The following is a 22,805-nucleotide window of genomic DNA, read 5'->3' on the forward strand; positions in this document are numbered from 1 at the left end:
CCGCGGGGTACGCGTCACCAGGGGGGATACGCTCCATGTCCATGAGCACCGGACCGGGCTCCGAGCCGGCCGCGCGGGAGACCACCAGCACTCCCACCGACGGCCTGTCGCTGCGCGAGATCGTCTACCACCGCCTGCGGGACGAGATCCTCAACGGCCGGATCAGCCCGCGCGAGCGCCTCACCGAGCCCAAGCTCGGCAAGGCGTTCGAGGTGTCCCGCACCCCGGTGCGCGAGGCGCTGTCCCGCCTGCTGTCCGACGGGCTCGTCGAGCGCACCGACTTCGGGTACGCCGTCGTCGTGCCGTCGCTCGAGGACCTGCGCAACCTCTACGAGCTGCGCATCACGCTCGAGCTGCGCGGCATCCAGCGGGCGATCGAGAACCCGTCCGTCGTGCACGACGAGGCCGCGCTGCGCGCCGAGCTCGAGTTCTGGGTGGGCCTGCGCGACGACCCGCCCGCGCCGGACCCGTCGTTCGTCCTGCTCGACGAGCGCTACCACCAGGTCCTGTCCGCGTCCTCCGGCAACGCGCAGCTCACCGAGGCCCTCGTCGCCGTGAACCAGAAGATCCGCGCGGTGCGCATGCACGACTTCGTCGAGACCTCCCGCATCGCGACGACCATCGACGAGCACGTGGAGATCGTCGAGCTCGTCCTGGCCCGCCGCCTGCCCGAGGCGCTCACCGCGCTGCACCAGCACGTCGGCGAGTCCCTCGAGGTCGTCATGGAACGCGCCACGAGCGCCATGACCCGCATGGCCCTCGCCGGCTGACCCCGCGCCGGCGCACCCGCCCCGCCGACCCCGCGTTTCCTCCGGCTCCGGCGCGCCATACCCGGAGCGATGACGGTCTCGGCGGGGTGGTCGGGGTCGGGGTGGGTGGCGTAACGCCGCGTTCACACCCGGCGTTCGGAGTCGAAACATCCGGTTCGTACCGTCCCGGATACGTCGGTGTATACGCACCGCGACCAGGGACGACGACGAGGAGACGGCATGGTCGGCACGCTGCTCGTCGCGAACCGGGGGGAGATCGCGGTGCGGATCATCACCACCGCGCGGCGGCTCGGGTGGCGGACGGTGGCGCTGTGCACGAGCGAGGACGCGGCGGCGCCGCACGTGCGGCTGGCCGACGACGTCGTGCACCTGGGTGCCGACCCGCACGCGTACCTCGACGGCGGGCGCGTGCTGGACGCCGCCCGCCGGTCGGGGGCGACCGCGCTGCACCCGGGGTACGGGTTCCTGTCCGAGGACGCGGTGTTCGCGGCGGACGTGGAGAGCTCGGCAATCACGCTCGTCGGGCCGACGCCCGGCCAGGTCGCGACGTTCGGCGACAAGTTCCGCGCACGGCAGGCGGCGCTCGCGGCGGGCGTGCCGGTGCTCGCGGCGTCGGGGCTCGTCACGACGGCCGACGACGCCCTGCGCGCGGCCGAGCAGATCGGCTACCCGGTGATGCTCAAGGCCGTCGCGGGCGGTGGCGGGCTGGGGCTGCGCAGGTGCGCGGACGCCGCGACGCTGGCCGCGGCGGTCGAGGAGGTGCGACGGGTCGCGGCGCAGCGGTTCGGCAACCCCGCGATGGTCGTCGAGCGGCTCGTGACGCGTGCGCGGCACGTCGAGGTGCAGGCGTTCGGCGACGGGTCGGGGCGCGTCGTGACGCTCGGGACGCGCGACTGCTCGTTGCAGCGCCGCCACCAGAAGGTGCTCGAGGAGGCGCCCGCGCCGGGTCTTCCCGACGAGCTGCACGCGCAGCTGCGCACGTGGGCGCGGGACCTGCTGGCCGCCGCGCGGTACCGGTCGGCGGGGACGGTCGAGCTCGTCGTCGACCTGGACCGTGGCGAGGCCGCGCTGCTGGAGGTGAACGCGCGGCTGCAGGTGGAGCACACCGTGACCGAGGAGGTCACGGGCGTGGACCTGGTGGGGTGGATGCTGCTCCTCGCGGAGGGCGAGGACGTGCTCGCGGCGCAGCCCGACGACGTGCCGACGCGCGGGCACGCGGTGCAGGCGCGCGTCTACGCGGAGGACCCGCGGCGCGGCGGCCTGCCCTCGACCGGGACGCTCACGCACGTCACGCTCCCGCCCGTGCGGGTCGACACGTGGGCCGAGCCGGGGCAGCGGGTGACGCCGCACTGGGACCCGCTGCTCGCGAAGGTCGTCGTCCACGGTGACGACCGTGCGCAGGCGTTCGCGCGCGCGGCGCACGCGCTCGCGGGCACGCGCGTCGACGGGGTCGAGACGAACCTGCCGCAGCTGCGGGCGGCCGTGGCGCACCCGCGTGTGCTGGCGGGCCGGGTGGACACCGCGCTGCTCGCGGACGTCGTCGACGACGAGCCGTGGGTCGAGGTGCTGCGCGCGGGGGACATGACGACCGTGCAGGACTGGCCGGGGCGGCGCGGGCTGTGGGAGGTCGGCGTGCCGCCGTCCGGCCCGATGGACGACCTGTCGTTCCGGCTCGGGAACCGTGCGCTCGGCAACGACGAGGGTGCGCCCGGGCTGGAGTGCACGCTCACCGGGCCGCGGCTGCGGTTCAGCCACGCCGCGACGGTGTGCGTCACGGGAGCGCCCGCGCCGGTGCGCGTGGACGGCCGGACCGTGCCGCAGTGGGAGCCCGTCGAGGTGCCGCCCGGGGGAGTGCTCGACGTGGGCGCGCCCTCCGGCGCCGGCCTGCGCACGTACGTGCTGCTCGCGGGCGGCCTGGACGTGCCGCGCTACCTGGGGTCGGCCTCGACGTTCACGCTCGGCGGGTTCGGCGGGACCACGGGTCGCGCGCTCGTCGTCGGCGACGTCCTGCGTCCCGCGACCCTCGCGGACCCGAGCCCGGACCGGGCGCCGGTCCCGGCGGAGCTGCGGCCCCGGTTCACGCACGCCTGGCGGCTCGCGGTGCAGGAGGGCCCGCACCCGGCGCCGGACTTCCTCACGCGCGAGGACATGGCCACGCTCCTGGACGCGACGTGGCGGGTGCAGGCGCACGCGAACCGCACGGGGGTCCGGCTGTCCGGCCCGCGGTTGCGGTGGGCGCGCCAGGACGGCGGTGAGGCGGGCCTGCACCCGTCGAACGTGCACGACACCCCGTACTCGGTGGGTGCGCTCAACATCAGCGGTGACACACCGATCCTGCTGGGCCCGGACGGCCCGTCGCTCGGCGGGTTCGCGTGCCCGGTGACGGTCGTCTCGGGGCACCGGTGGAAGCTCGGCCAGATCCGCCCGGGGGACACCGTGCGCCTCGACGCGGTCCCCACCCGCACGGCCGAGCGCCTGCGCGCCGACGAGCGCCTGCGCGCCGCGGCACTGCTGCCGCCGGGTGTCGCGACCGGACCGGACGGCGACGACGGCGTGCTCGCCGTGGTCCCGGGCGACGCGAACGACACGGTCGGGCGGCCACGCGTGCGCTACCTGCGCGGCGGGGACGACAACGTGCTCGTCGAGTACGGCCCGCCCGTGCTCGACCTCGGGCTGCGGGTGCGCGTGCACGCGCTCGCGGAGGCGCTGCGCGCTCGGGTGCGCGGCGGGCTCGTCGGGGTCGTCGACGTGACGCCGGGCGTGCGGAGCCTGCACGTGCACGTCGACCCGGACGCCCTGCCGGTGCGCACGCTCGTCGGCGTGCTCGTCGAACTCGAGCACGCGCTGCCGCACACCGACGACCTCGTCGTGCCGTCGCGCCGCGTGCACCTGCCGCTGTCGTTCGACGACCCCGTCGTCGGCGCAGCGGTCGGGCGGTACGTCGCGGGGGTGCGCCCGCACGCGCCGTGGCTGCCGTCGAACGCGGAGTTCGTGCGGCGCGTCAACGGGCTCGACTCGGTGGACGACGTGCTCGCGACGATGCTCGCGGCCGAGTACCTCGTGCTGGGCCTCGGTGACGTGTACCTGGGCGCGCCCCTCGCGGTGCCGCTCGACCCGCGGCACCGGCTGCTGACGACCAAGTACAACCCCGCGCGCACGTGGACCGCGGAGGGCACGGTCGGTCTGGGCGGGCAGTACCTGTGCGTGTACGGCATGGACTCCCCGGGCGGGTACCAGCTCGTCGGGCGGACCGTGCCGGTGTGGTCGTCGTACGCGCAGCACGGCGCGTTCGAGCCCGGGGTGTCGTGGCTGCTGCGGTTCTTCGACCGGATCGTGTGGCACGCGGTCACGCCGGAGGAGCTGCAGGGGTGGCGCGAGGACCTCGCGTCCGGGCGGCGCACGCTCGAGGTCGAGGACGGCTGGTTCTCGGCGCGCGAGCACCGTGAGTCGCTCGCGCGCGACGCCGCCGAGATCGCGGCCGTGACCGCTCGCCGCGCGCAGGCGTTCGCCGCCGAGCGCGCCGCGTGGGCAGCGGCGGGCGAGCTCGACGCGCCCGACGAGGCCGCGACCGCACCCACGGTCAGGGCCGCGACCCGCACCGCCCCGCCGGGGTGCGTGCTCGTCGAGGCGCCCATGGTCGGGGCGGTGTGGCGCGTCGAGGCGCAGGTCGGCGAGCGGGTACGGGCGGGCGACGCGCTCGTCGCGCTCGAGGCCATGAAGCTCGAGCTCGCGGTGCCCGTGCCGGTGGACGGGCGGCTCGTCGAGGTGCTCGTCGAACCCGGTCAGCAGGTCGCGCCCGGTGAGGCGCTCGCGGTCGTGGCGGTCGGCCCGTGACGACGAAGACGAAGGAGGTCCCGTGCACCTGACGCCGTCGGACACCGAGAAGCTGCTGCTCGCGGTCGCGGGCATGGTCGCGCGCGACCGGCTCGCGCGCGGCGTGCGGCTCAACTACCCGGAGACGGTCGCGCTGCTCACCACGTGGGTGGTCGAGCGCGCCCGCGAGGGACGGTCGGTCGCGGACCTCATGGTCGAGGGCCGGCAGGTGCTGGGCCGCGACGACGTGATGGACGGTGTCGCGCAGCTGCTGCCGGACGTGCAGGTCGAGGCGACGTTCCCCGACGGGCGCAAGCTCGTCACCATCCACGAGCCGATCGCGTAGGGGGCGGCACATGGCAGGCACGACGACGAGCGGGCCGGGCGCGGTGCGGCTCGCACCGGGCCGCGAGGACGAGCCGGTGGTGCTCAACGACCGCGAGCCGCACGAGCGGATCACGCTCGTCGTGACGAACACGGGCGACCGGCCCGTGCAGGTGGGGTCGCACGTGCACCTGCCCGACGCGAACCCGGCGCTGGACCTCGACCGGGTGGCGGCGCACGGCTTCCGGCTCGACCTCCCCTCGGGGACGTCGCGGCGGTTCGAGCCGGGCGCGTCCGCGCGGGTCGACGCGGTGACGATCCGGGGTGCGCGGCGCGTGCCGGGGTTGCAGCGGGACAAGGCGGACGGCGGCGCCCTGGGCCCGGTGCCCGCCGCGCCCGCGGCCTCGTCGGGACCGCGCACCGGCCTCGCGGTCACCCGCGCGCGGTACGCCGCGCTGTACGGCCCGACGACGGGCGACCAGCTCCGCCTCGCGGACACCGACCTGTGGGTCGAGGTGACCGAGGACCGCACGGTCGGCGGCGACGAGGCCGTGTTCGGCGGCGGCAAGTCGATCCGCGAGTCGATGGCGCAGGGCACGACGAGCCGCGCGGCGGGCGCGCTCGACACCGTCATCACCAACGCGGTGGTGCTCGACTGGTGGGGCGTGGTGCGTGCGGACGTGGGCATCCGCGACGGGCGGATCGTCGCGCTCGGCCGCGCGGGCAACCCGGACGTCGCGGACGGCGTGCACCCGGACCTGCACATCGGCCCGTCGACCGACGTCATCTCCGGCGAGGGCAGGATCCTCACGGCGGGCGGCATCGACTCGCACGTGCACCTGCTCTCGCCGTCGCAGGTGCACGAGGCGCTCGCGACGGGCCTGACGACGATCGTCGGCGGCGGCACCGGACCGTCCGAGGGCTCCAAGGCGACCACGGTCACCCCGGGTGCGTGGCACCTGGGCACGATCCACCGCGCGCTCGACGCGCTGCCCGTGAACGTGCTGTTGCTCGCCAAGGGCAACACGGTGTCCGACGAGGGGCTCGACGAGCAGGCGCTCGCGGGCGCGGCCGGGTTCAAGGTGCACGAGGACTGGGGTTCGACGCCCGCGGCGATCGACGCGGCGCTGCGGGCCGCGGACCGGTGGGGGCTGCAGGTCGCGCTGCACTCCGACTCGCTCAACGAGGCGGGGTTCGTCGAGTCGACGCTCGCCGCGATCGGGGGACGGTCGATCCACGCGTTCCACGCCGAGGGTGCGGGCGGCGGGCACGCGCCGGACATCCTCACGGTCGCGTCGCACGCGAACGTCATCCCGGGCTCGACCAACCCGACGCTCCCGCACACCGTCAACACGGTGGCGGAGCACCTCGACATGCTCATGGTCTGCCACCACCTCAACCCGCACGTGCCGGAGGACCTCGCGTTCGCGGAGTCCCGCATCCGCGCGACGACGATCGCCGCGGAGGACGTGCTGCACGACCTGGGGGCCATGTCCATCACGTCGTCGGACGCGCAGGCGATGGGCCGGATCGGCGAGGTCATCACGCGCACGTGGCAGGTCGCGCACGTCATGAAGGCCCGACGAGGCGCGCTCGGCACCGACGAGCCCGCGGACAACCTGCGGGCGCGGCGGTACGTCGCGAAGTACACGATCAACCCCGCGGTCGCGCACGGCATCGACGCGCACGTGGGGTCCGTCGAGCCCGGCAAGCTCGCGGACCTGGTGCTGTGGGAGCCGAGGTTCTTCGGCATCCGCCCGTCCGTGGTGCTCAAGGGCGGGGCCATCGCGTGGGGTGCGCTGGGTGACCCGAACGCGTCGATCCCCTCGCCGCAGCCCGTGCTGATGCGCCCCGCGTTCGGGGACGCGATCGCGCCCGAGCTGTCGATGACGTTCGTCGCGCCCGCCGCGCTCGAGGACGGGCTCGCGGCGCGGCTCGGGCTGCGCCGCACGCTCGCCGCCGTCGCGGACACCCGTGGCGTCGGCAAGGCCGACATGCGGCTGAACGATGCGATGCCGCGCATCGACATCGACCCCGAGTCGTTCGCGATCGACGTCGACGGTGAGCGCATCACACCCGCCCCCGCCGACCGGCTGCCGCTCGCGCAGCTGTACACGATGTTCTGAGGGGGACCCGTGACCGACGTGCACCCGCCGACGAGCGTGCTGTTCGCGCTGCTCGCCGACGCGCGCCTGCCCACGGGCGGGCACACGCAGTCCGCGGGGCTCGAGCCCGCGCTGCTCGCGGGGCTGTCAGTCGCGGACGTGCCCGGGTACGTGGGCGGGCGGCTCGCGACCGTGACGCGCACCGAGGCCGCGGTGGCGGTCGTCGCGCGGCACGTGGCGCTGGGTGATCCCGACGAGCGCGTCGCCGGGCTGCGCGCCACGTGGGACGCGTGGGCGGCTCGCACGCCCGCGCCCGCGCTGCGCGAGACGTCGCAGCGCCTCGGCCGCGGGTACCTGCGTCTCGCGCACCGGCTGTGGGGGGCGCACCCCGCCGTCGTCGCGCTCGACGCGGCGGTGGTCGCCGAGCGCACCCGCCTGGCCGCGGAGAGCGCTGCTGGCTGCGGACCCGTGGGGCGCAGCGACCGCGCGCAGCCGCCGCGCCCGCTCGTCCTCGGCGTCGTCGGCGCGTGCGTCGGGCTCGACGCGCGGCAGGTCGCGCAGCTCGTCGGGTACGACGACGTGCAGACCATCGCCTCCGCGACGCTCAAGCTCGCGCCCGTCGACCCCGCCGAGGCGGCCGGGTGGGTCGTCGCGGCCGCGCCGACCGTCGAGGCCATGGCCGCGGGCGTCGCGCACCTCACCGACCCGGGGGACATCCCCGCATCCGGCGCCCCGCTCCTCGAGGAGTGGGCGCAGCAGCACGCCCGCCGCACAGAGAGGCTGTTCAGTGCCTGACACCCACACCCACCCCGCCCCCACGAGGTCGCTGCGACTCGGCGTCGCAGGCCCGGTCGGCACGGGCAAGAGCTCGCTCATCGCGCTCGTGTGCCGCGAGCTCGCGGCCGAGCTGCAGCTCGGCGTCGTCACCAACGACATCTACACCGACGAGGACGCACGCTTCCTGCGCTCCGCGGGCGTCCTCGACCCCGAGCGGATCCGGGCCGTGGAGACCGGTGCGTGCCCGCACACCGCGATCCGCGACGACGTGACCGCGAACCTGCTCGCCGTCGAGGACCTCGAGGAGGACTTCGCGCCGCTCGACGTCGTGCTGGTCGAGTCGGGCGGCGACAACCTCACGGCCACGTTCTCCCCGGCCCTCGTCGACGCGCAGATCTTCGTGCTCGACGTCGCGGGCGGCGGCGACGTGGCCCGCAAGGGTGGCCCGGGTATCGGGCGCGCCGACCTGCTCGTCGTGAACAAGACGGACCTCGCGCCGTACGTGGGCGTGGACGTGCCGCGGATGGTCGCCGACGCGACCGCGGCCCGCGACGGCCGGCCGGTCCTCGCGCTGTCGCGGCACGACGAGGCGTCCGTCGAGGCGCTCAAGGACTGGGTGCGCCTCATGCTCACCGCGCACCGCGCCGGGGCGCACGTCCCGCAGGACCCCGGCCCCATGGCGCCGCACTTCCACGCCGACGAGGAGCACCCCGCGGGGGGCTTCGTGCACACCCACTGATCGACAGGGACGGGCGAGGGACGGGCGACGGTGCGGACGACGGTCGAGGTGGAGCGCGCGGGGGACCGCGTGCGGTGCGTGCTGCGCGCCGGTCGCCTCGCGCCGCGCGTCCTGACGCAGGACGACCGCGGGGTGACCGTGGCCCTCGTCGCGACCGGCGCGCTGCTGCTCGGCGGGGACCACGTCCACGTCGACGTGCGCGTCGGCGACGGCGTGGCGCTCGAGCTCGTCGAGACGTCCGGCACGGTCGCGTACCACGGGCGCGGGCGGGCGGCGTCGTGGGCGGCGGACGTGCACGTCGGGCGCGGTGCGTCGCTCGTGTGGGACGCGCTGCCGTTCGTCGTGTCCGACGGCGCGGACGTCACGCGTACGACGAGCGTGCACGTGCACGACGAGGGCGCGGCGCTGCTGCGCGAGACGCTCGTGCTCGGACGCGACGGGCAGCGCGGCGGGCTGCTGCGGTCCGCGACCCGCGCGGTCGTGGGTGGACGTGACCTGCTCGTCGAGGAGCTCGACCTGACCGGCCCGCACATCGCACCCGGCGTGCTGGGCGACGCGCGCGTCGTCGACTCCGTCCTGCTGGCCGGGCGCCGACCGCCGGGTGGCGCACCCGGCGACGAGACGCGCGGGATCGTCGTGCTCGACCTGCACGGTCCCGGTGCGCTGGCCCGCGCGGTCGGCAGCGCCGCGCACGTGGCCCACGTCGGCCCGCTCGTCGGCCGATGGCGCGCGGCGCTCCCGGTGCCCGCCGTGCACCCGCACCCGGCCGCCGACCCGGCCGCCCACCCGACCGCTCCGACGACCGACCCCGAGACCTCGACCCACGCGCCCGGCACCACCGGGACCGACGACAGGAGCACGACATGCATGTCCCCGACCACGTGATGGACCCCGGCACGAGCATCGCGACCGCCGTCGTCGCGGGCGCCGCGCTCACCCACGTCGTGCGCCGCGTCCGCGCCGACGCCACACGCGAGCAGGTCGCGCTGACCGCTGTCGCGTCCGGCTTCGTGTTCGCCGCGCAGATGGTCAACTACCCGGTCGCCGCCGGGACGAGCGGGCACCTCATCGGCGCTGCGCTGGCGGCGGCGCTCGTCGGGCCGTGGCTCGGCGCGCTCGCGGTGACCGCGGTGCTCGTCGTGCAGGCCGTGCTGTTCGCCGACGGCGGGATCACCGCGCTCGGGGTGAACGCGCTGCTCATGGCGGGTGTCGGGACGCTCGTCGGCTGGTCGGTGCAGCGACTGGTGGCACGGTTCGCCGCGCGGGTGCCGGACGTCGGGCGCGTCGCGCTCTCCGCGGCGGGCGGGGCGGTGGTGTCGGTCCCGGCCGCCGCGCTCGCGTTCGTCGGCCTGTACGCGGTGGGTGGCACGGCCGACGTCGGGATCGGCGCGGTGACCGCCGCGATGCTCGGCGTCCACGCCGCGATCGGACTCGGCGAGGCCCTGGTCACGGGCGCGGTCGTCGCCGCCGTCGCAGCGATCGCCCCGGGGCTCGTCGCGCTCGACGCCCGCCCGCATGCGCGTACGGCCGTCCGCCGTGGCGCGCTCGCGCTGGGCGTCGCATCCGTCGTCACGGCCGGCGGCCTGTCGGCGCTGGCCGTCGGGACGCCGGACGGGCTGGAGTGGGCGGCGCAGCGGGTCGGGTTCGAGGCCCCGGCCGGCCCGGCGCTCGTCGGGACCCCGCTCGCCGACTACGGCACCCTCACCGGCGTCCCGGTCGGAGCGGCGGGCCTCGTGGGCGTCGTGACGGTCGCCGGCCTGGTCGCCCTCGGCCTGCGCCGCGCCTCGTCCGCACCGGCCTGACCGCCGGCTCGGCCGGCCTCAGCCGAACGCCGGCGTCTCCACCGGCCCTGACGTCAGCGCCACGCCGCACTCATGATGTCGGGGTCGGCGAGACCAGCGAACCCAGCCGCGAACGCATCCCAGTCCTCAGCGGTCATGGTGCCGGTCTGCCGCACCGCGGGCTTCTCGTCCGCGCCGTTCGGTGTGCGCGCGGTGCTCGTCATGGCAGCACCGTATGGGTGTGTGACCCGTCGCGGAACGAGTTCGGCGAGGTTAGAGGCCCAGGGCGTGCTGGGTGGCCAGGAGGGTCTGGGCCGAGTGCTGGAGCTGGTCCTCCTCGGCGGGCGTGGTCGACACGTCCGGCACGTACTGCACGCCGCCCGCGCCGACGACGCTCGGCACCGACAGCGCCACGCCGTGCAGCCGGTGCAGGCCGTCGTGCACCGTGCTCACGGGCAGCACCGCGTGCTGGTCGCCCAGGATCGCCTCGACGATCCGCGCGCACGCGAGGCCGATCGCGAGGTTCGTCGCACCCTTGCCCTCGATGATCCGGTAGGCCGCGTCGCGCACGTCCTGCGTGATCGCGTCGAGCTCAGGCGGGGTGAACCGGTGGCCGTCGGGCGAGACCCAGTCCAGGACGGGCGTCGTGCCGATGCGCGCCTGCGACCACAGCGCGAAGCCGGTGTCGCCGTGCTCGCCCACGATGTCGGCGTGCACGCTGGAGGCGGACACCTGGGCGCGGTCGGCGACCAGGCGGCGCAGGCGGGACGTGTCCAGCACGGTGCCCGACGAGAACACCTGCGACGCGGGCAACCCCGTGATCCGCCGCGCCGCGACCGTCAGCACGTCGCACGGGTTGGTGACGATGCAGTACACGGCGCTCGGCGCGCGCTCGAGCAGCGTCGGCAGCAGACGCTCGAGCAGCCGCACGTTGGTGCCCGCGAGGTCCAGCCGCGTCTGGCCGGGACGCTGCTTGGCGCCCGCGGTGATGACGACGACGTGCGATCCCGCGACGACCTCGGGGTTCGCACCCCCGACGACCGTGCCGCCCGTGAACCACGTGCCGTGCGCGAGGTCGAGCACCTCGGCCTCGACCTTCGGCCGGTCGATGTCATAGAGGGCCACGGTGCGGGCGGAACCGCGGATGAGCGCGGCGTACGCGACGCTCACCCCGACGCTCCCGGCGCCGACGACCGTCAGCCTGGAGTTCTCGATCCGGGCCATGCGGCCACGCTAGCCCTGGCCGGCGTCCCCGGCGCGACGAGCCCCCACCAGGGTCAGTGCCGGTCGCGGGCGCGGACCCGCAGGCCGCTCGCGCGCAGGCGGCGCACCAGCTCGCGGGTGCCCACCGGGACGGCGCCGAGCGCGACGAGCTCGTCGTACCGCTCGTCGGGCACGTCGTAGTGGTCCAGGTCGAACGCGCGCGGCGGGATGCCGGCACGCGCCGCGAACGCGTGGAGCTCGTCCAGCGAGGAGTCGCTCACGAGGTGCGACCACAGCCGCTCGTGGCGCGGCCACAGCGGAGGGTCGAGGAGGATCACGGCGCGGCGGACCCGTCCTGCGGTGCGGCGTGCTCGACCGGGTCGGGCGCGACGAGCGCGTGCGCCGCCGCCTCCGCGTCGTGCTTGGCGATCTCCTTCTCGAGCCGCTGCAGCTCCGCCTCCACGTTCTGCCGCGCGGGCTCCTCCCACCCGGCACCGAGCGGGGTCGAGAACAGCGACGGGCGAGCCAGCAGCTTGCGCAGGATGCGCGCCCGCGCCCGCGCGTAGTCCGCCGCCGGCACGTGCGAGTACTCGGCGCGCACGTCGTGCAGGTACGCCTTGTAGCGCTGCGGCTCGGACGCGAGCATCGCCAGGTCCGCGTCGCACAGCACCGCGCAGTCCGGGTCCTTCGGGTTCGGCGCGTGGCGCACGAGCGCCGTCACCAGGTCGTGCACGCGCTGCGCATTGTGCTCGGGGACGCCCAGGCCCACGAGGTCGTCGAACGCCAGGCGGGCGCTCGCCGCCTCGTCCTCGCCGCCCTTGTTCGCGTACGTCTTGCGCTCCGCAGAGTCGAACACCGCCCCGTGGTACCAGGCGGCGAGCCGCACCAGGTCCGGCTCGTGGCTCTCCGCGTCGAGCTCGTCCACCCGGACGAGCACCTCGACCAGGTGCTTCACGTTGTGGAACTCACGACCGGGGGAGAGCCACCGGTCGAGCAGACGCTCGGCGACGGTGCGGATCTCGTCCGGCGACGCCGTGGCTCCTGCCCCGACGACGTTGCGTACGAATGCGGGCACCAGCCAGGCAGGCGCTTCGAGGACGCCCATGACCACCCTCACGACGACGACTAGGACGGGTCAGCATAGCCCCGCGGCACGAACCGGTCGTCCCGGACGCCCAGCCGCTGGTCATCGAGCGAGCGGCCGTGACGACGCTGCGCGCGGCGAAGATGAGGACTGGTGTTGCTTGGTCCTTGAGCACCGGCGGCACGACGCCCGTCGCGGTCGACACGGATGTGGACCATTCATGGCGTGAGGGCATGTATGACCTGCGCGTTCGCCCGAAGGGGTGTAGCGCGTCAAACCGGGCACGGCGTGGCGGATTCTTCGCCATAATCCTCGCGCCGGGTCGCGCACCGTTGCCCGTCGAGCAGTCTCGGGCTGCAGGGGGAGCGTGTGCGTAAGGGCTTGATGGGTCGTGGCCGGCGGACGGTCGTGACGGCGGTGGCCGCTGTGCTGGTCGCGGGTGCGGCGTATGCGGCGGCGGACGCGGTGCGGGGTTCCGATGTCGACTGCTCGGCGACGGAGGCGCCCACGCTGACCGCGGCGTTGCTGCTCGCTCAGGCGTGTGAGCACGACGTGGTCGCGCTGGACTCGCTGGACCCGTACAGCTCGTTGACCGCGACGTCTGCGGGTGCGGTGCGCGCGAGTGCGAGTACGGGGGCGGTTCGTACGGACGTCTCGGGTGAGTGGGCGCCGGTCGACCCGAGCGTGGTGACCGACGAGGAGTCGGGTGAGCTTCGGGTCGCTTCGCCGGTGCATGCGATCACGTTCGACCCGAAGGACGGGTCGGGGTTCGTCGCGATCGAGTCGGACGAGGGTGCGATCAGCCTCGACGTGCCGGTCGATCTCGGTGCTCCGCGAGTGAGCGGCTCCCGGGTGGTGTGGGACGTGCTCGACGCAACTGAAGTTCGAGTCAAGCTGGCGGGTCACGGATGATGGCTTCGTTCTGTCGACGGTGATCCCGATGGGCGGTCGGATGTGAGCGCGCTCATGGAAGTTCCTCAACTCTCCGATCTCGACGGTCTCCCCGTGGAAGTCGTCAGCTCAGAGGAGCCGGGCGTCGTTAGCGTGACGGGCTGGGCCAACGATGGTTCGGTCGTCACGGTTACGTGGGACGAGATCGCTGGGTCTGTCCAAGTGCGTTGGACGGAGGCCGACGAGGAGCGCCTGGTCGTCGAGCGAGAGATGGTGTCAAAGGTCTCGGTCCGTGAGGACCACGGTCGGATCGAGTTCTGGATCTGGTCTGACGCCGGCGTCCTCGGTGGCGAGCTGGTCGTCCGGGTCGGGGACCATGTCGGCGTTTCAGACGTACTGCTGCGCAAGTAGTCAGCTCAATTCTTGAGTCACCGGGCGTGCCCCGAGCGCTGGTTTCTGGTGTCAAGCTCGCTCGAGGGGCTCGCTGACGCCCAGGACGCGGCGGTAGGTCAAGAATGGCTCGCGGGCTACGAGACGCGGATCAACGGTCCGTGCCGCTGTGGATCACCGCTCTCGTCTCCGCGTGCGCCAGTTGGCTGATGCATCGCCTCCGGGAGGTGCGAGTCAGGTGTGCATCCGAGCGGTGCTGGGAGAAGTGGAAGGCGGCGCAGTGAGCAGCACGGATTTCGGTCAGGCTGTGTCGGAGTTCTTCGCGCGCTTCGACCGCGCGATTCTCGAGCTGCCGAGTGGGGCGTTCGGCGGGCGGCCCGGGGACGTGGCCATGCGGCTGACGGAGTGCACGAGCGGGCCGCGGATCGTCGAGCTGAGGTTCGACATCGGACTGCGCATGCGGATCGAGGGCGAGCCTCGCGCCCTTGTGAAGAAGGAGGAGTTCGTCGACATCGACTTACTGGAGATCGATGCGTTCGATCGACTGCTCCTCGAGTGGGCGGGCCGCGACGAGGAGTTCAGCGACGGAGCAGTGCGCTTTATCGTCGCGAGCATCGAGCACCGCAAGGCTGCGTTGCGCGAGATGCCGTGAACGGATCATCGTCGTCGTTCCGGCAGCGGGTGACGACGGTGACGAGGAGCGGTATCCACCAGCTCGGGCCGCCGCTACTTCGTGGGACGGCGTTGTCGTGGAGGAGCCTCGATGCTGGTCATCCCCACGATCGGAGCGCCGCGTTCGCCCAGGTCACGACGCGGGCGGCGCCGGGTGCGCTTTGTGCGCAGCATGATCCCGTGCCGGGCGAGCTCGCCCTTGGGCAGGGCGTAGATGTACCGGTAGATCGCCTCGTGGGACACGACCTTGCCATGCGCGGGCACCGAACCGTTCATCAGGCTCACCGTGTCGTCATCGGCCTCGCGGCGCAAGCGTCCGGCGATCTGGCGCGGGGTGCGCGAGTGCTTCAGGTCCGCCAGGACCCGCGCGGACAACACCTCGTCGGCGGCGATCTTGCCGACCTGCGGGCGCCTGCGACGGCCCGCGGCGGTGTTGTCCGCGTGGACCAGCTGGTACCCGCGAGTCTTCAACGAGTTCCGCGCGACCTCCCGGGACACCACCGAGACGTCCCGCCCGATCCGCCTGGCGATCGACCGCAACGACTCACCGGCCCGCAGCCCCGCAAGGATCTCGACCCTGTCATCGACCGTCACCATCCGCCGCACCCGAGCAACCCCCTGACCTGGACCGTTGCTACGACGCTATGACACCGCCCTGACCTCGATCGCCGAAGAGCTCAACGAACGCCCCCGCGCCGCGCTCGGCTTCCTCACACCCCGCGAAGCCTTCGAACGACTCCTCGTTGCTTCCACGGATTGACACCGCCGAGGTAGAGCGCGAGGAATCGCAGCGCAGATCGCGAGTACGCAAGCTTCCACGGGCGTGCGTACCGTTGGGTACGCTCCTGGCGTGTCCGATGCGACGGTGTACTCCGCAGCCGAGCAAGGCATTGCGATTCTCAGGACGCCAGAGGAAGTGCTGATCTATCTGCGGGAGTTCCTGTGAGGGGTGGATACGTCCTGACGGACGACAAGGCCGTATTCGACCGGTTCGCCGGCGCCCTTGCAGGACTAGGCGAAGTCCTCCAGGTGAGCGGTTCCCAGGGAACCGTGGTGCAACTTTCCGACGAGCACGGGCGCCTGTTCACGGTATTCGACGCAGTTCCCAAAGGGGTGGAATGGGAGGTATTTCAAGAGCCGCCCACCCCTTCAGGGAGACGGTTGCCGTCCCTAAAGTGCGACGATCTGGCCGCTTTTCCGTTTGAGTCCCGTTGGCCCGAACTGGTTGCCCGGGCGCTGTCGGCGATTGCTGATGTAGTCGATGAGCGGGTGTGGCTCCTAGACGGTGATGGTGTTCTGTGGGATGCGGGATCAGTCGACCCGGTCCGATTGCGCTTGTAGCGGGCCGCCGCCGGGGGCCCGCCCAGTGCATGAGGTGGCGCGCAAGTGGGTTCTAGGGAGGGCGGCATTGATGGCTCTTCACGGTTCGTGGTGGAGCGAGGTTCGTCGCGTCGGTGAGACGTTGAAGCGCGGCGGGCACATCGACCTGAGTCGCGGGGGCGATGTGTTGGCTGCTGGAGAGGTTAGTATCGTCGATGGCGTCGTTCGAATGCTAAACAACGCGTCGGGACACTATCGACCCGATGGGTCGATCGCGGGAATCGCTGTGGAAGCATTCAAGAACCAGGCCGGCCTCGTTGTTCGTGAGGGCGCTTGGGGAACGGTGGGTCAATAGTGGCGACAACTGCTAACGGGAGTGACGGCGGCATGAGCATCGTGCGCTCTCTCGTGGCCGAGGCGCTTCGCCGAGCGGAAGCAACGCCGGACGTGCGGGAGCTCGAGCCAGACCTTGCCGCACTTCTCGCAGTGCTCACCTCGCCTACCGTTTCGCGCGCTGCCGCACTTTCTGAACTGTTGGGTCTGCTTGTTCCGTCGCGCGGGGAGATTCAACTCGGCCAACCTGGAGTCGTGGAAATTCTCGAGTTTACTATGCGGGAGCTTCGCTGGCCAGAGGTGCGGGCTGAACTGCGGTCAATCGCAGAACGTGCCGCCGACTGGCGAACGATTCGAGCGGCCGAGCGGGTTCTGGAGTGCTATCAGGAAATCTGGCCCGGAGGTGAGATATATCGGCGGTACGAGTCTGAGTAGCGGGTGAACCCGTTTGGTCCCCGGCTTGGCGGAGACGACGGCTCGAGCCAACGACCCTGTGTGTGGATGTTCGGCTGTTGATGAGCCGGGGAGCACGGTCTGGGGGTGGACCGCTGCGATGTGCAGAACTTCCGGTACGACGGGTTGTGCCGGCTCACCCGGGCGTGGACCGCGAATGACAGTGGCGGGTGCGCGAGGAACGCCACGAACGCCACCTCGAGCAGTCCGGCGCCGTACGACGTGGCGTACACCTACGACGTCCTGGGTAACCGCACGACCGCGACCGCCACCGGTGTGAACGGTGCGGTCACGGCGAGCTACACGTACTCCTCGACCCGACCGCACCAGCTGCTCGCGACGAGCAGCACCGGCGCGGCCAGCGCGACGGCGACGTACGCGTACGACGCGGCGGGCCACCAGATCACCCGCACGACCAACAGCTCCAAGGTGGACCTGACCTGGGACGCGCAAGGTGAGCTGACGTCGGTGGGCACGGACAGCTCGGCCGTGTACGACGCGAACGGTGAGCGCCTCGTGCGCGTCGATGCCACGGGCACGACGGTCTACCTGCCCGGTGGCCAGGAGCTGTCGATCAACGCCGGCAAGGTCACCGCGACCCGCTACTACACCTTCGCCGGTCAGAGCGTCGCCGTGCGCACAGGACGCGGCCTGGGCGGCGTGACCTCACTGGTCGCGGACTTGCACGGCACGACCCTGGCCGCGGTGCCCAACGGGTCGTGGAAGACGACGTCGGTCATCAAGCAGTACACCGACCCGTTCGGCGCGACCCGCGGCACCCCCGCCGCCGTCCCGGGTGACTGCCAGTTCCTCGACAAGACCCGCGACCAGACCGGCCTGACCCTCATCGGAGCCCGCTACTACGACGAACACACCGGCCGGTTCATCAGCCTCGACCCACTGCTGGACCTGTCCGACCCACAGCAGTGGAACGGCTACGCCTACGCCAACAACAACCCCACGACGTGGTCGGACCCGACCGGTCTAGACCCGGACACATCTGCCTGGATCACCGACAGGATCCGAGCGGATGTTGAGAGTGGAAAGACGGAGCCGGAGGGGCCCGTCCCGTCGGACGATCCACTACCTGCGCCTCGCCCCGGACCGTACGCGCCGGGTCAGGACCACATGCGCGCGTCTGAGGTCGGGCACCTTGCCCTCGATCTCACTGGACTTGCCGTCGATGGCGTCGATATTGCGAACGCCGCCTGGTATGCCCTTGAGGGCGACTGGGAGAACGTTGCTTGGTCAACTGTTTCAGTCATTCCGGTCGCCGGCGTATTTGGCACGCTCGGAAAGTATGTGTCGCGCGCCATCAAGGCAGCCAAGCTTGCCGAAGGCGCGTCGCAATTCGGCAAGCGTGCGCACTCCGCCGCCGGTATCGCCCCGTACCGGACCCAGCGGCTCCTTACTCGGGGTCGCAATCATGCAATCGAAGCCCACCATGTCATTGAGAAGCGCTTTGCGAGGCGGATGGGAGGTAATACGATGGATTGGCCGGCCGTCGTGCTGACCCGAGAGGAGCATCGGTATTTCACACACGCCTGGCGGAACGAGATCGGGTACGGTGCTGGCACGCGCGCGGCGACGCGTCAACAGATTGAGGACGCCGCGCGCAGGATCTACGCCGACTATCCTGAAATTCTGGAGGCCTTGAAGTTGTGATGATTGACTACGTAGAGCTGAGGTCGAAGAGGAACCGCGGGTGGCCGTGGCCCGAGGACTCGTTTGGCCTGACTCCGATGTATGGCGAGAGCGGCTGGTGTCGCTCATGCGGCATGCCACTCGATGTGCAAACAGGACCGCTCGTGCTTCAGCACAAGGGTTTGACGGCCAAGGGCGCCTGGGTGCCGAACTGGCAGTTCGATGCGATCTGTCTTGAGTCGTCGTTGGCTGAGCGCCTGGCATCGTCTTTCGAACTTGAGATGCGGGCAGTGGAAGCGCCGGGAGGCGGGGCGATCGACGGCGTGATGCAGATTGTCGTCCCCAGCGTCGGGCGTGCGTGGTTTGATCGCGACCAGCTCCAGGCAAAGGCCATCCAGACCCATGGTTCGGCCGGATCCAGATGTGACGATTGTCGGCGCTGGCGCTGGCTTCCGCTGAGCTTCGCCCCGATGCCTCCTCCGTTCGGAACTTTACCCCCCCTCGGTGTCGATGCTCTGACTTTGGACGTCGATATCGCAGCGAGTCCCGAGTGGTTTGGTGACGGCTGGAACTGTTTTCGGCAAATCTTAGTCCGCCGGGAGCTCGCCGAGATCATCGCCCAGGAGAGTCCGCGAGACTTCAAGGTCAACGAAGTGGTGTGACGCTCTGACAGGGGCTGAGGTCTCGACGTCGCTGCGGACCGATCTCGCGCTGGACGCCCTGGACATGGGGTTGTGGGCTCGGCGGCGTGCCGGGCAGGACGTGACCGGGCTGACCCACCACTCGGACAGGGGAGTTCAGTATCGAGCGGTGCGCTACACCGAGCGGCTCGCCGAGGCGAACGCCGTCGCCTCGGTCGGGTCCAAGGGCGACTCCTACGACAACGCGATGGCCGAAGCGTTCAACTCGCTGTTCAAGGCCGAGTGCATCCGCAACCCCGCGATGCGCCCGACCGGCGGCTGGAAGACCGTCAGCGACGTCGAGCTCGCCGTCGCGGAGTACGTCGACTGGTTCAACCACCGACGCCTGCACGGCGAGATCGGCCTGGTCCCACCCGCCGAACACGAGCACCACCACTGGCAGCACTACGCTGCCGACAACACGGTCGAACTCGCGGCCGTAGCCACGTAACCGAGCCTCCACCAAACCCGGGGCGATTCACTTTGACGCCGAAGGATGTGCCGATTGACGTCATCGTTCGTGACGGCAATACCTTGATTCTCAACACGCGGTCGTCGCAGGCCCTGACCCGGCCGGGTATCCCGCGCGAGGCGTGGAACGTGATCGATCGGACGGGGCAGGCGGCGTTCGAGGAGCGTCTGACTGGCCAGTTGACCAGGAATGGTCTGACGAGCTTTGGGACTGATCTGCCGTGAGTGGACGGAACGTGAAGCGCGTCATTGGGCCGCTGTCTCCGCCGCCGTCGGCGTACACGGAGGATGTCGTGTTCACGCATCCTGGTGGCGATGCGGAGCTTCGGTGCATCTACGAGCGGAATGGTGCGATGTTCGCCGGCGGTCTGCGGTTCCGCCGGGTTCGTGCCTACCGCTTCCGGGCCGAGTCATACAGCACCCCATGGCACATCGAGGGCGCCTACGACACCCTTGTCGAGGTCGAGCAGTCGGACTGGGTCGAGGAGCTTGTCTCTGCGGAACCTGGTGAGGCGTGGGGGCAGAGGACCATCCGACACTTCTTGATCTACATCGACGGTTCCGGCGCCTACGAGATGGCTGCGGAGAGCTGTGAGTGGATCCAGGAAGTGGCGGCGTGACTGTCTCCGACATCGAACTCAGCCGGGCGGTTTCGCACGCGCTGCGTCATGAGCCGTGGCTTTACGAGTTGGAACTGGACGAGGAGGGTTGGGCGCCGGTCGGCCAGCTGCTGGCGGTGTTGCGTGAACAGGGCGGTGGCTGGGAGTCGGTCGATCGTGGTTCGTTGGAGCGGATGCTCTCGACGGCTACGAAGCGGCGGCACCAGCTCGATGGGGACCGGATCCGGGCGCTGTATGGGCACTCAGTGCCGGGGCGAGTCCGGCGGCTTCCGGCGCCCCCTCCCGCGCGACTGTTCCATGGGACGGCGCCGGAGAGCTGGGCCGTGATCGCGGCCGGGGGGCTGTTGCCGATGGGGCGCCAGTACGTGCACCTGTCCGTGGACCGTGAGACAGCGGTCTTGGTGGGTGGCCGCAAGAGCGCCCACCCGGTGATCGTGAGGGTCGACGCTGCTGCGGCGGCGGGGGACGGGGTCACGTTCTACGAGGGCAATGAACTCGTGTGGCTTGCCGACCGGGTGCCGGCCAGGTTCGTCGACGTCGTCGAGTAGCTATCCGGCTCCGGTGATGAGGCGGAGTTTGGCTTTGGTGACGAGTGCGTCGATGAGGTTGGTGATGGTGGCGCGTTCGTCGTCGGTGAGTTGGTCGAGGTCTGCCAGGCGTGCGTCGAGGTGGCTGCTGGGCGCGGTCAGGGGCCGGCGTTGGGCGTCGTCGATGAGTAGGTAGTCGACGGTGGTGTTGAAGACCTGGGCGATGCGGATGAGGGCGTCGAGGCCGGGGGCTACGCGGTTGTTCTCGTAGCGGGAGACCTGGCGGGCGTCTGAGCCTTGATCCACCGAGCTGACTCACGTCGGCGTCCGTCGGGTGTTCCGGGCAGTGAGTGTCGCGGCGTTCGCGTGAGGGTGTGCGGGATCGGCCAGCCGGTGCTGGCTCTTCCACTTGGGTCCTCCGGTCGCGCCGCCGTAGCGGGGTGGTCAGGTCGTCGCGGGTTTTGGTGGGCCGGTCGCGGTGTCCCACAACGCCTCCCACGCGGGTGCCCATGGCCAGTCTTCGGGCATGTGCATGACCATGCGCCGACCGGTGCGGGCCAGGCGGGCGGGGACCGCGACGATCTTCGTGCGGATCGTCGCGGCGCGGGCACGGGCAAGGCCGGCGCCGTGCGCGGCGGCGCGGGCGAGGTTGAACGCGAGCACGGTGCACGCCAGCCAGGCGCCGTTCGCGGCGAGCTTCCCCGAGGGCAAGTGCGCCAGGGGCCCGTCCTTGAGCTCGGCGATGACCTGCTCGACGATCGCGTGCCCCCGGTGGGCGGCGTCGGCGCCGACCGAGTCGAGGGTCGTGTTCGTGATGAACGCGTGGTGCCGCCAGGTCGTGAACAGCTCGCCCTGCCCCGCAGCGTTGGCGGGTGCGGCGCCGAGACGCTTGACGCGCCTGACGACCAGCCGGCAGGTGACCTGCTCGGTCTTCGGGCGGGAGGTGAACGCGACGAACTCGTTCTGCGCGACCTGCGCGTCGGAGATCAGCTCCCCGGTGTCCTCGTCGCGGACCGCCCGGGGGTAGACGATCGGGGTCCACGCGTCCTCGGGGATCTGGCTGATCGCCGCGACGACGGTCTTCCACATCGGGACGGTGAAGGAGAACCACGCGCCGGCATCGAGCGTGGTCCTCACGTTCTTGTAGGTCGCGAACGCGGCATCTCCACGGACCCAGACCCGCCCGGGATGGATGGCCGCGCAGGTGGTCAACGCGCGTGCCAGGTGCCAGTTGGCGCCCTTGCCCGATCGGGTCGCCCCACGTCGTAGCGAGCACTCGGCGATCACCGGTGAGCTCGTCGGGGTGCTGATCGTCGCGATCAGCGCGTTCAGGCCGAAGACCTTGGAGTACCCGTACCCGGCACCCTGCTTGGCATAGCCGTGAACCTCACGGACCGTGTCGTCGAGGTCGACGAACGCCAGGTCACCGCCGGCGACCAGGTCCGGGACCCGGGTCTGCAGGCCGGTCAGCAGGCCACGGTTGACCGCGTGCAGCTGCAGGACGTGCCCGTGGGTGAACGAACGCAGGAACGTGCCGATCGTCGACGGCGCCCGCAGCCCGGCCAGCAGGTCGCTCGTCGCGCCGGCGCGCAGGATGTCCAGGTCGTCGATGCTGTCCGCACCCGCGAGCATCCCCGCCAGGACCGTGCGGACCTTGCCGACCACGTTCGCCGCGCCCAACGTCAACCGCCGGGCGATCAGGTCGTCGAGACCGGCGGCCTGCCCCAACCCGAGGACCGGGACCAGCCCCGCGAGCGACACGAGGTTCTTCTCGTCGAACACCGGGACCAACCCGTGCCATGCTTTCACTTCCGAGGTGCCCTCTCTCGCAGGTCAGATACTTCCTTCGCAAGTCGTATCTTCCCACGTCAGGGGGCATTTCGGCTGTCACGGGCAACCGGCGAGGCGGCACGATGACGGTGGATCAGGGCTCAGGCGGCGAGTGCGACCTGAGGGTGTTGAGGGTCTCGTACTCGATGGGGGTCAGTCGACCGAGGCGGGCTTGTCTGCGTCGGCGGTGCTAGGTCCGTTCGATCCAGGTGATGATCTCCAGGCGCAGGTCCTTGGCGGGTGGCCCAGGTGCGTCGGTCCAGGACGTTGTTCTGCAGCAGGGAGAAGAAGCTCTACATGGCGGCTTTGTCGCCGGCGGAGGCGACCAGGGGAGGCTGCCGCGCTTCTCCGCACACCTATAGGGTCTACTGCAGAGCG

24 protein-coding genes and 1 pseudogene are annotated in these 22,805 nt (G+C 71.6%); 17 read left to right on the forward strand and 8 right to left on the reverse strand.

Translation table 11 applies throughout. The features are described from left to right. Positions 1–41: 41 nt before the first annotated feature. From CBP52_RS16245 to CBP52_RS16280, 8 genes are all read left to right on the forward strand, one after another. Positions 42–770: a GntR family transcriptional regulator gene (locus CBP52_RS16245; protein ID WP_094181832.1), complete on the forward strand. Its 729-nt coding sequence runs from the start codon at positions 42–44 to the stop codon at positions 768–770. A 219-nt stretch (positions 771–989) separates the two neighbouring features. Further along, complete coding sequence (gene uca / locus CBP52_RS16250) at positions 990–4,604, forward strand: urea carboxylase (protein ID WP_094181833.1); 3,615 nt, start codon at positions 990–992, stop codon at positions 4,602–4,604. Between the two features lie 22 nt (positions 4,605–4,626). Beyond that, complete coding sequence (locus CBP52_RS16255) at positions 4,627–4,929, forward strand: urease subunit gamma (RefSeq protein WP_094181834.1); 303 nt, start codon at positions 4,627–4,629, stop codon at positions 4,927–4,929. A 10-nt stretch (positions 4,930–4,939) separates the two neighbouring features. Further along, positions 4,940–7,033 carry an urease subunit alpha gene (locus CBP52_RS16260; RefSeq protein ID WP_094181835.1) on the forward strand — a complete coding sequence of 698 codons (2,094 nt, stop codon included), beginning with the start codon at positions 4,940–4,942 and terminating at the stop codon, positions 7,031–7,033. Between the two features lie 9 nt (positions 7,034–7,042). Continuing rightward, entirely contained in the window at positions 7,043–7,807 is a 765-nt protein-coding gene (locus CBP52_RS16265) for an urease accessory protein UreF (protein WP_232514551.1), read from the forward strand. Next, a complete protein-coding gene (ureG, locus tag CBP52_RS16270) occupies positions 7,800–8,528 on the forward strand; it encodes an urease accessory protein UreG (protein ID WP_094181836.1) in 729 nt (242 codons plus the stop codon). The genes CBP52_RS16265 and ureG overlap by 8 nt, the downstream gene beginning before the upstream one ends. 30 nt (positions 8,529–8,558) lie before the next feature. Next, positions 8,559–9,413, forward strand: coding sequence for an urease accessory protein UreD (locus CBP52_RS16275; protein ID WP_094181837.1), 855 nt, complete (start codon positions 8,559–8,561; stop codon positions 9,411–9,413). Continuing rightward, the gene (locus tag CBP52_RS16280) at positions 9,392–10,330 is read left to right on the forward strand and encodes an energy-coupling factor ABC transporter permease (RefSeq protein ID WP_094181838.1); all 939 of its coding nucleotides are present in this window, start codon (positions 9,392–9,394) and stop codon (positions 10,328–10,330) included. The genes CBP52_RS16275 and CBP52_RS16280 overlap by 22 nt, the downstream gene beginning before the upstream one ends. 53 nt (positions 10,331–10,383) lie before the next feature. Here CBP52_RS16280 and CBP52_RS17705 read toward each other — a convergent pair whose 3' ends face one another. Genes CBP52_RS17705 through CBP52_RS16295 form a run of 4 tightly spaced genes read right to left on the reverse strand, consistent with a single transcriptional unit; the run spans position 10,384 to position 12,617 of the window. Then, positions 10,384–10,533, reverse strand: a complete 150-nt coding sequence (locus CBP52_RS17705) for a hypothetical protein (protein ID WP_157732688.1) — start codon at positions 10,531–10,533, stop codon at positions 10,384–10,386. A 49-nt stretch (positions 10,534–10,582) separates the two neighbouring features. Continuing rightward, the gene (locus CBP52_RS16285) at positions 10,583–11,533 is read right to left on the reverse strand and encodes an L-lactate dehydrogenase (RefSeq protein ID WP_094181839.1); all 951 of its coding nucleotides are present in this window, start codon (positions 11,531–11,533) and stop codon (positions 10,583–10,585) included. Between the two features lie 53 nt (positions 11,534–11,586). Next, positions 11,587–11,850, reverse strand: a complete 264-nt coding sequence (locus tag CBP52_RS16290; RefSeq protein ID WP_094181840.1) for a DUF4031 domain-containing protein — start codon at positions 11,848–11,850, stop codon at positions 11,587–11,589. After that, positions 11,847–12,617 carry a hypothetical protein gene (locus tag CBP52_RS16295; RefSeq protein ID WP_094182457.1) on the reverse strand — a complete coding sequence of 257 codons (771 nt, stop codon included), beginning with the start codon at positions 12,615–12,617 and terminating at the stop codon, positions 11,847–11,849. Before CBP52_RS16295 ends, CBP52_RS16290 begins: the two co-directional genes overlap by 4 nt. Before the next feature lie 531 nt (positions 12,618–13,148). Between CBP52_RS16295 and CBP52_RS18050 the strand changes: the two genes are divergently transcribed. The 3 genes from CBP52_RS18050 to CBP52_RS16310 all read left to right on the forward strand — a co-directional run bounded on the left by CBP52_RS18050 (position 13,149) and on the right by CBP52_RS16310 (position 14,529). Beyond that, a complete protein-coding gene (locus CBP52_RS18050; protein ID WP_198303489.1) occupies positions 13,149–13,508 on the forward strand; it encodes a hypothetical protein in 360 nt (119 codons plus the stop codon). A 93-nt stretch (positions 13,509–13,601) separates the two neighbouring features. Continuing rightward, a complete protein-coding gene (locus CBP52_RS16305) occupies positions 13,602–13,898 on the forward strand; it encodes a hypothetical protein (RefSeq protein WP_157732690.1) in 297 nt (98 codons plus the stop codon). Between the two features lie 259 nt (positions 13,899–14,157). Beyond that, the gene (locus tag CBP52_RS16310) at positions 14,158–14,529 is read left to right on the forward strand and encodes a hypothetical protein (protein ID WP_094181843.1); all 372 of its coding nucleotides are present in this window, start codon (positions 14,158–14,160) and stop codon (positions 14,527–14,529) included. A gap of 74 nt (positions 14,530–14,603) precedes the next feature. Here the strand turns inward: CBP52_RS16310 and CBP52_RS16315 are convergent, their stop codons facing one another. Continuing rightward, a complete protein-coding gene (locus CBP52_RS16315; protein WP_141321580.1) occupies positions 14,604–15,146 on the reverse strand; it encodes a helix-turn-helix domain-containing protein in 543 nt (180 codons plus the stop codon). A 1,596-nt stretch (positions 15,147–16,742) separates the two neighbouring features. On the opposite strand from CBP52_RS16315, the gene CBP52_RS16320 reads away from it, so the two are divergent. The 6 genes from CBP52_RS16320 (at position 16,743) to CBP52_RS16345 (ending at position 20,618) form a co-directional block, all read left to right on the forward strand. Further along, positions 16,743–18,320, forward strand: a complete 1,578-nt coding sequence (locus CBP52_RS16320) for an RHS repeat-associated core domain-containing protein (RefSeq protein ID WP_157732691.1) — start codon at positions 16,743–16,745, stop codon at positions 18,318–18,320. Between the two features lie 143 nt (positions 18,321–18,463). After that, complete coding sequence (locus CBP52_RS16325) at positions 18,464–18,961, forward strand: hypothetical protein (RefSeq protein WP_094181846.1); 498 nt, start codon at positions 18,464–18,466, stop codon at positions 18,959–18,961. Positions 18,962–19,109: 148 nt separating this feature from the next. Continuing rightward, positions 19,110–19,430, forward strand: a complete 321-nt coding sequence (locus CBP52_RS16330) for an integrase core domain-containing protein (RefSeq protein WP_369826241.1) — start codon at positions 19,110–19,112, stop codon at positions 19,428–19,430. Between the two features lie 32 nt (positions 19,431–19,462). Next, entirely contained in the window at positions 19,463–19,675 is a 213-nt protein-coding gene (locus tag CBP52_RS16335; RefSeq protein ID WP_157732692.1) for a hypothetical protein, read from the forward strand. Between the two features lie 11 nt (positions 19,676–19,686). Next, positions 19,687–20,070: a hypothetical protein gene (locus CBP52_RS16340; RefSeq protein ID WP_094181849.1), complete on the forward strand. Its 384-nt coding sequence runs from the start codon at positions 19,687–19,689 to the stop codon at positions 20,068–20,070. Then, positions 20,067–20,618 carry an RNA 2'-phosphotransferase gene (locus CBP52_RS16345; protein WP_094181850.1) on the forward strand — a complete coding sequence of 184 codons (552 nt, stop codon included), beginning with the start codon at positions 20,067–20,069 and terminating at the stop codon, positions 20,616–20,618. Before CBP52_RS16340 ends, CBP52_RS16345 begins: the two co-directional genes overlap by 4 nt. Here the strand turns inward: CBP52_RS16345 and CBP52_RS16350 are convergent, their stop codons facing one another. The 3 genes and pseudogenes from CBP52_RS16350 to CBP52_RS17715 form a co-directional block, all read right to left on the reverse strand. Further along, positions 20,619–20,903: a helix-turn-helix domain-containing protein gene (locus CBP52_RS16350; RefSeq protein WP_094181851.1), complete on the reverse strand. Its 285-nt coding sequence runs from the start codon at positions 20,901–20,903 to the stop codon at positions 20,619–20,621. Between the two features lie 138 nt (positions 20,904–21,041). Further along, positions 21,042–22,406: an IS1380 family transposase gene (locus CBP52_RS16355; RefSeq protein WP_094181852.1), complete on the reverse strand. Its 1,365-nt coding sequence runs from the start codon at positions 22,404–22,406 to the stop codon at positions 21,042–21,044. Positions 22,407–22,521: 115 nt separating this feature from the next. After that, positions 22,522–22,753: pseudogene (locus tag CBP52_RS17715) on the reverse strand (IS3 family transposase); the annotation flags it as partial. Positions 22,754–22,805 lie beyond the last annotated feature (52 nt).

The sequence above is a fragment of the Cellulomonas sp. PSBB021 genome (assembly GCF_002240455.1).
In the GTDB taxonomy this organism is placed as follows: domain Bacteria; phylum Actinomycetota; class Actinomycetes; order Actinomycetales; family Cellulomonadaceae; genus Cellulomonas; species Cellulomonas uda.

What these genes read in the sequence shown, in the direction of transcription:
- CBP52_RS16260 (WP_094181835.1), top strand. Translation starts at nt 4,940, where the DNA reads ATGGCAGGCACGACGACGAGCGGGCCGGGCGCGGTGCGGCTCGCACCG.
- CBP52_RS16315 (WP_141321580.1), bottom strand. Translation starts at nt 15,146, where the DNA reads ATGGTGACGGTCGATGACAGGGTCGAGATCCTTGCGGGGCTGCGGGCC.
- CBP52_RS16285 (WP_094181839.1), bottom strand. Translation starts at nt 11,533, where the DNA reads ATGGCCCGGATCGAGAACTCCAGGCTGACGGTCGTCGGCGCCGGGAGC.
- uca (WP_094181833.1), top strand. Translation starts at nt 990, where the DNA reads ATGGTCGGCACGCTGCTCGTCGCGAACCGGGGGGAGATCGCGGTGCGG.
- CBP52_RS16280 (WP_094181838.1), top strand. Translation starts at nt 9,392, where the DNA reads ATGCATGTCCCCGACCACGTGATGGACCCCGGCACGAGCATCGCGACC.
- CBP52_RS16245 (WP_094181832.1), top strand. Translation starts at nt 42, where the DNA reads ATGAGCACCGGACCGGGCTCCGAGCCGGCCGCGCGGGAGACCACCAGC.
- CBP52_RS16295 (WP_094182457.1), bottom strand. Translation starts at nt 12,617, where the DNA reads ATGGGCGTCCTCGAAGCGCCTGCCTGGCTGGTGCCCGCATTCGTACGC.
- CBP52_RS17705 (WP_157732688.1), bottom strand. Translation starts at nt 10,533, where the DNA reads ATGACGAGCACCGCGCGCACACCGAACGGCGCGGACGAGAAGCCCGCG.